At 52.6% G+C, this 6,900-nt stretch carries 6 protein-coding genes; all 6 read left to right on the plus strand.

Features of this window, described 5'->3' with window-relative positions:
• The first annotated feature begins 112 nt into the window (after positions 1-112).
• Complete coding sequence (locus tag EDM57_RS03105) at positions 113-1,033, plus strand: proline dehydrogenase family protein (protein WP_122903305.1); 921 nt, start codon at positions 113-115, stop codon at positions 1,031-1,033.
• A 107-nt stretch (positions 1,034-1,140) separates the two neighbouring features.
• Entirely contained in the window at positions 1,141-2,070 is a 930-nt protein-coding gene (locus EDM57_RS03110; protein ID WP_122903306.1) for a DNA-3-methyladenine glycosylase family protein, read from the plus strand.
• Between the two features lie 118 nt (positions 2,071-2,188).
• On the plus strand, positions 2,189-3,544 hold the full coding sequence (gene brnQ, locus EDM57_RS03115) for a branched-chain amino acid transport system II carrier protein (RefSeq protein WP_122903307.1): 1,356 nt from the start codon (positions 2,189-2,191) through the stop codon (positions 3,542-3,544).
• A 225-nt stretch (positions 3,545-3,769) separates the two neighbouring features.
• The gene (locus EDM57_RS03120; RefSeq protein WP_122903308.1) at positions 3,770-4,465 is read left to right on the plus strand and encodes a response regulator transcription factor; all 696 of its coding nucleotides are present in this window, start codon (positions 3,770-3,772) and stop codon (positions 4,463-4,465) included.
• On the plus strand, positions 4,465-5,916 hold the full coding sequence (locus EDM57_RS03125; protein ID WP_122903309.1) for a sensor histidine kinase: 1,452 nt from the start codon (positions 4,465-4,467) through the stop codon (positions 5,914-5,916). The genes EDM57_RS03120 and EDM57_RS03125 overlap by 1 nt, the downstream gene beginning before the upstream one ends.
• Positions 5,917-6,062: 146 nt before the next feature.
• A complete protein-coding gene (locus EDM57_RS03130) occupies positions 6,063-6,443 on the plus strand; it encodes a hypothetical protein (protein WP_246005727.1) in 381 nt (126 codons plus the stop codon).
• Positions 6,444-6,900: the final 457 nt, after the last annotated feature.

Genomic DNA, 6,900 nt, shown 5'->3' on the forward strand with positions numbered 1-6,900 from the left:
CTCGTGATCGGGAATCTTCCGCAAAGTCAAGATACGGCTTGCTAAAATGTGTTGGCACGGTTCATGCTAGTACAAACGACGCAGAGTTACGTTGAGGAGGAGACAGTCAACGATGGAACAAGCCCTGAAAAACTTTTTTCTATTTTTATCCAAAAACAAAGCACTGAACGCGGCTGCTAAAAAGTGGGGTCTGCGTTTCGGTGCGGGTCGCTTTGTATCCGGTGTCACCATTGCAGAAGCAATCGCCGCTGTTCGCAAGTTGAACGAGCAAGGTCTCGTGTGCACGCTCGACCATCTCGGTGAATTCGTTTACAGCCTGGAAGAAGCGAACGAATCCGCTGACTACTGCATCAAAACGTTGGAAGCGATTCACCAGTCCGGCGTAGATTGCAACCTGTCGCTGAAAATGACCTCGCTCGGTCTGGACATCAGCCGTGACCTGTGCATGACCAACATGCGCCGCATTCTCGACACCGCGAAGAAAAACGGCAACATTTTCGTGCGCATCGACATGGAGGACTACGCGCACAACCATGTGACGATGGAAATTTTGAACGAACTGCTGGAAGAGTACGATAACGTAGGAACGGTCATCCAGGCGTACCTGTACAAGGCATCCGACGACATCGACAGCCTGAAGGACAAAAAGGTGAACCTCCGCCTGGTCAAAGGCGCTTACAAGGAATCCCCGGAAGTAGCGTACCCGAACAAGGCAGATGTAGACGAGAACTACAAAAAAATCATCAAGCAGCATCTGCTGAACGGTGGATACGCTGCGGTGGCAACGCACGACGACAACATTATCGCCTATGTCAAACAGCTGGAAAAGGAATACAACATTCCGCGCACCCAGTTTGAATTCCAGATGCTGTACGGCATCCGCACCCAATCCCAGATCGAGCTCGCCCGTGAAGGATACAAAATGCGCGTGTACGTCCCATATGGAAACGACTGGTACGGCTATTTCATGCGCCGTCTGGCAGAAAGCCCGGCAAACGTGAAGTTCGTGCTCAAAGGAATGTTCACCAAGTAAGGCGGGCATACTAGGCATACTAAATGACACCTCCGAAAGAGAATTCGGAGGTGTTTATGCTAGAATGTAGCAGGAAGGTTCCTTCAGATTGAAAGGGGGCAATTTTCGTGCGCACATTCACCATTCCGCTGACACCTCCGTATTCCTTCGAGCGGCTGCTGCAGCGTCTGCAGACCCACCCTGATCCGCAATTGGAGGTACAGCCGGAGAACGGGCTGTTGCGGCGTGTTTTTCGGGTGGGGACGCGGCCTGTTTTGACCCGCGTACAATTCGTGGGCGAGCTTGAAAAGCCTGCCCTGCAAATCGAGACATCCTCTAGCCTCTCGGCAGCGGAACAGCAAGAGCTGGAGCGAACGATTCGCCACGTTTTCAGCGCAGACCTGGATCTTTTGCCGATTTACGAGCAGATGCGGGAAGAGCCGGAACTGGCTGTGCTTGTCAAGCGTTTTCGCGGTCTGCGGCTGATGCACGACTCTGATCTGTTTCAGTCGATGGTCAAAACGATAATTGGTCAGCAAATTAATCTGACTTTTGCGGCAAATTTGACACAGCGTTTGCTGACACTGGCTGGCGATGAAGTGGAAGATGAAAACGGCGTAAAATTTCTCGCGTTTCCGACTGCCGAGTCCGTGGCGAGACTGTCGGTGGAAGAGTTGCGTCCGTTGCAGTTCAGCCAGCGAAAAGCGGAGTATATCATTGATTACGCGCGGGCGATTGTAGACGGAAAGGTTGATCTGGAGCGGCTGTGGACGATGGAGGACGAGGAGATTATTGCGCATTTGACGGCCCTGCGCGGCATTGGCCGCTGGACGGTCGAGTGCATGCTGATGTTCGGAATGGGCCGCCCCGATCTGCTGCCGGCAGCGGACATCGGGCTGCGCAACGGGATTTGGCTCGTGTACAACAGGGACACGAAACCTGACGAAGCGGAAATTCGCCGGATCGGCGAGCGCTGGGCGCCGTGGCGCAGCATTTATTCTCTCTATATTTGGGAAGCGGTAGGAGCGGTGAAGCGAAAAGAGGTATGGGAAGAATAGTTTACCAGTTCGCCAAAAATTCTTTACTTTTAAACAAATTTACCGTTGAAAAGTAAAGAAATATTAAGTTATACTAATGGAAATTTTAAAAAAACAACCAGTCATAGAAAGGATCAACATGAGAGAACTTTCAACGAGAGAAATCATTACTGTAGGCCTTATGCTGTTTGCCCTGTTCTTCGGAGCAGGAAACATGATTTTCCCACCAGCGCTTGGACAAGCTGCGGGAGAAAATGTCTGGATCGCGATGCTCGGCTTCGTCGTTACGGGTGTCGGTTTGCCGCTCCTTGGCGTAATCGCCGTCGGATTGGGCGGGGGGAATCTGCAAGCATTGGCAGGGCGAGTGCATCCCGTATTTGCCACTGTGTTTACTTTCATCGTGTATTTGTCGATTGGGCCATTCATGGCAATTCCGCGTACAGGTACAGTTACGTACGAAATGGGCATTCTGCCGTTTTTGTCTGAGTCGATGAAAGCCAGCGCGCTTCCTTTGCTTGTCACCACGATTGTTTATTTTGCCCTTACGTTTTGGCTGGCACTCAATCCGAGCAAGCTGGTCGACCGGATCGGTAAAGTATTGACTCCTGCATTGCTTATCATTATCGGCGTCATGTTTTTCACTTCGCTGTTTCAACCGATTGGCGAGGTGGGACAGCCGACAGGTGATTATCAGAGCGGAGCATTTTTCAAAGGCTTTGTCGAAGGCTACCTGACTCTGGACGCGCTCGCCGCCATGGTTTTCGGGATCGTCGTGACTGCTTCCGTACGGGAAAAAGGCATTACTGATCCGAAAAAGCTGACCTTGACCACGATGAAGGCAGCGGTGATTGCGGCAATCGGTCTGGGAATTGTTTATCTCGCACTTGGCTTTATGGGAGCGACGAGTTACTCGCTCGGCCAGTCCGATAACGGTGGACAAATTTTGACTGGCGTAGTCCAGCATTTGTTTGGTCCACTCGGTACGTTGCTGCTTGGCGGAGCGGTCTCACTCGCTTGCCTGACGACCTCTGTCGGTCTGGTAACGGCATGCAGCCGCTTTTTCTCCGAGTACATTCCGGGTGTTTCCTACAAGGTGATGGCGCTTGTTTTGAGCGTGTTCAGCGCGGCTGTCGCCAACGTAGGTCTTACGCAACTGATTGCCATTTCCGTTCCGGTACTCATGGCGATCTACCCTGTGGCGATTGTGCTGATGCTCGTATCCTTTTTCCATAAATGGTTCAAAGGATACGCCGCTGTCTACCGGGGTGCGATCATCGCAACGGCTGTCATCAGCCTGCCGGATGGATTCGCAACGGCTGGCATCAAGATCGCCGCAATCGCTCCGCTTCTGGAGCAGCTGCCACTGTACAAGGAAGGCATCGGCTGGCTGCTTCCGGCTATTGCCGGCGCGCTGATCGGCTTCCTCTGGGGCAGCCTGCGTCCTGGACGCAAAGGCAAGCAAGAAGTGCTGGAGCAAAAGCTTGGCAAAGTGTAGACATTACAGATGATTGAAGTGATACGGAAAAAAACGTGCCGCCTCTCTTGAGGTAGGGCACGTTTTTTTTTGCATGTTTTTGCTGTATGCTTCCTGCTATTCCCGGCCAGTTAGGACTTCTATCCGTCCACAACTTTTGCGATCTGTGTTACCATGGGAAAAAGCTGTAGCGTCACAAACGGCACTTTTTTCCCATGCCGTCCAAAGGAAGGGAGGTTGTTAGCCATGGCCCAAATGAAGGTCCTTGTTGCTGATGACGATCCAAATGTACGCGAGATCATTCGCCTTTATTTTGAGAAACAACAAATCGAGCTTGTCGTCGCCAAGGATGGGCGCGAAGCTCTTGCGCTTGTAGAGACCGAGCAGCCGGATGTGCTGATTCTGGATGTGATGATGCCGCAAATGGACGGCTTTGAAGCTTGTCGGGAAATTCGCAAAAAATGGGATACCCCGATCATTATGCTAACTGCAAAAGATGAGGAATTTGACCGCGTACTCGGCCTGGAGCTGGGAGCGGATGATTATGTAACCAAGCCGTTCAGCCCGCGCGAGCTGGTGGCGCGCATCCGGGCGATCATGCGCCGCCTGCAGCCGAAGCCAAAGGTAGAGGAAGATGCGCCGCGCATTTTCAGCTTCGATCAGCTCACGATCGACCTGGACAAGCGCGAGGTGATCGTCGCGGGAGAAAAGGTCAGCTTTCGCCCGAAGGAATTTGATCTGCTCGTGCAACTGGTGAAATCGCCGGGCAGCGTCTGGTCGCGCGAGCAATTGCTGGAGCAGGTGTGGGGATTCGACTACTTCGGGGATGTCCGCACGATTGATGTCCATATCAAAAAGATCAGACAACGCCTGGACAAGCTTCCTTACGAGTGCATCCACACGGTTTGGGGGATCGGCTACAAGTTTGGGGTGGAAGCCTGATGCTCGGTACTTCCAAAAGCATTTTCCGCCGCCTGCTGTTCAGCTTTTTGGCGACTGTTCTGGTCGGCCTGGGCATTTCCGGCATCCTGCTGTCTTTTTTCGCACGGGAGTATATTTACAACTCCAAGGAAGAAGAGCTTTTGCGGATGGCGAAAAAAGTGAACGCGGCCATTCACGACAGCAATAAAGTGAACAAGGCGCTTCTGGACAAGCTGGCAATGCTCGATGAGTCATTCGACACGCGAATCTGGCTGTTCAATAAGGAAGGAAAAATCGTCGCGACCTCCATGAAGGACGAGGTGTTCACCGGAAAGTCGGTGGCCGTTTCGATAGCCGACAACGTGCTGAATGGCAAAAATGCCGTTTCCGAGCTGAAAATCGAAGGGCTGGAAGACCCGATGCTCTCGGTTTCCGTTCCATGGGGCGAGGGTGAAAAGGTGTACGGCGGAATCATCCTGCACGCCCCCATCGAAGGGATTGAAAAAACATTCGGACAAATGCGCGAGACGATTTTGTGGGCGACGCTGTTTGGCGTTGTGCTGTCTACGGCAATGGTTTCCTACCTGTCCTGGTCGATCTCGCGGCCGTTGCGCACGATTGAGCGGACGGCGGCGGAGATCGGCAGGGGCAATTACGCCGAGCGTGTCCAGGTAGACACGCACGATGAAATCGCCGATTTGGCGCAGACGATCAACACGATGGCAGAAAAGCTGGAAAAGGTCGAGCAGGAACGGCACCATCTGGAGCAGGTGCGCAACGATTTTCTCGCCAATGTGTCCCACGAGCTGCGCACGCCGCTCACCGCGATCCAAGGCTTTCTGGAGGCGCTGCAGGACGGGCTGGTAGAGGACGAAGAGGCGCGGCAAAAATATTACGCCGTCATGTATTCGGAGACGATGCAGGTCAATCGGCTGGTCGATGACCTGATGGATTTGATGAAGCTGGAAAACAAAGAGGTCAATCTCGCGAAGTTTCCTGTCGATGTCGCAGAGGTCATGAATCGGGTCGCTTTTTCCTTCCGCCAGGAGGCTGAGGAAAAAGGACTTCAGCTCACAGTGGAGGTCGAGGAGGAGCTGCCGCGCATTTATGCGGACAAGGACCGGGTGGCGCAAATTTTGAAAAACCTGGTGAAAAATGCGCTCAAGTTCACGACAGCAGGCGAAGTCCGGATGACAGCCAAGCTGCAAGACCAATGGGTGTGCATCCAGGTGCAGGATACGGGCATGGGCATTGGCGCAGACGATCTGAACCGGATTTGGGAGCGGTTTTTCAAGGTGGATCGCGGCCGCTCGAAAAACAACAAAGGCACAGGTCTTGGCCTGGCCATCGTCAAAGAGCTGGTCGAGTTGCACGATGGCGAGTGCGGCGTGGAAAGCGTGCCGGGACAGGGAAGCACTTTTACCATTTTGCTGCCGAAAATGACGGCGCCACAAGCCAAACAATCGCCATGATGCGTGGCTCGCCCCGTGTCATGGTCATACTTTTTTCACATTTGGATCATGAATTTTTCCGATTCTCCTTACAGAATGGTTATCTTTCCCCGGTACGATGTACTTGTGACGGCGAGAAGGTCACGAAAGCCAAGGATGAAAGGAGAATGAACGTGAATAAAAAATGGTTTTCCATTGCAGCTGTCGCATTGCTCCTGTCTGGAAGCCTGGTAGCCTGCTCCAGCACAACGGGGACGCCTGAACCTGCGACGCAGCAAGAGGGCGCAAGCCAAACAACACCGGCTTCTTCTGATGGACAATCAGCGGACAGCTCGGATTCGCAAAACCAATCGACACCTGACGCATCGGCAAACAGCTCCGATACGACCACAGGTGGTTCGGATAGCACAAGCACATCTTCGGATGCTCCGGCAAGCGCGGATGCACCAGTCAGTGACAGCAAGTCTGACGCAAGCTCGGCTGGCACCGGAACGGAAAGCAGCGAATCTGCCGATCAGTCCACTGCGACTGACGCAAGCAAGCAGTAACGATTCGCTAACCGGAAACACGTTTGTTAAGGTTTGTTGAAACTCCTCTACTTCCCTCCCGTTTTATATATATTTGGCGGCTTTAGGCCGTCTTTTTTTTGTGTGTGATCGGGGCTTTCTGTGTGAAAAGTGTCGGAATTGGAATTGTTTTCAAATTCGTGGTAATGTGAAGATAGTTTTCAGCCAGGGACAGGGAGGCGTAGTGTTGTATAGGCCTATGTTCACTTTCTGGCTTCGCATAGAGCAAGTGCTTTCGAGATAGCGCGATTGACAAACCGAGTTCGATATGACGGGAGAAAGGCCGCGGGTGACGCAGACTTTTTGCCCGTAGCAGCGGTCGCTAGTGGCAGAGAAAGGGGCAGTCTCAAACTACCATGGCCTGACAGCCACCACATTGAATGAAAATGTACTTGGCCTGTGAACCTGCTGATTTCATAATAAAATTAGCAGGTCATAG

It is taken from the genome of Brevibacillus gelatini (assembly GCF_003710935.1).
In the GTDB taxonomy this organism is placed as follows: Bacteria; Bacillota; Bacilli; order Brevibacillales; family Brevibacillaceae; genus Brevibacillus; species Brevibacillus gelatini.

Excerpts from the sequence above, each read along its gene's own strand:
- EDM57_RS03105 (WP_122903305.1), top strand. The coding sequence starts at position 113 with ATGGAACAAGCCCTGAAAAACTTTTTTCTATTTTTATCCAAAAACAAA.
- brnQ (WP_122903307.1), top strand. The coding sequence starts at position 2,189 with ATGAGAGAACTTTCAACGAGAGAAATCATTACTGTAGGCCTTATGCTG.
- EDM57_RS03120 (WP_122903308.1), top strand. The coding sequence starts at position 3,770 with ATGGCCCAAATGAAGGTCCTTGTTGCTGATGACGATCCAAATGTACGC.
- EDM57_RS03125 (WP_122903309.1), top strand. The coding sequence starts at position 4,465 with ATGCTCGGTACTTCCAAAAGCATTTTCCGCCGCCTGCTGTTCAGCTTT.
- EDM57_RS03130 (WP_246005727.1), top strand. The coding sequence starts at position 6,063 with ATGAACGTGAATAAAAAATGGTTTTCCATTGCAGCTGTCGCATTGCTC.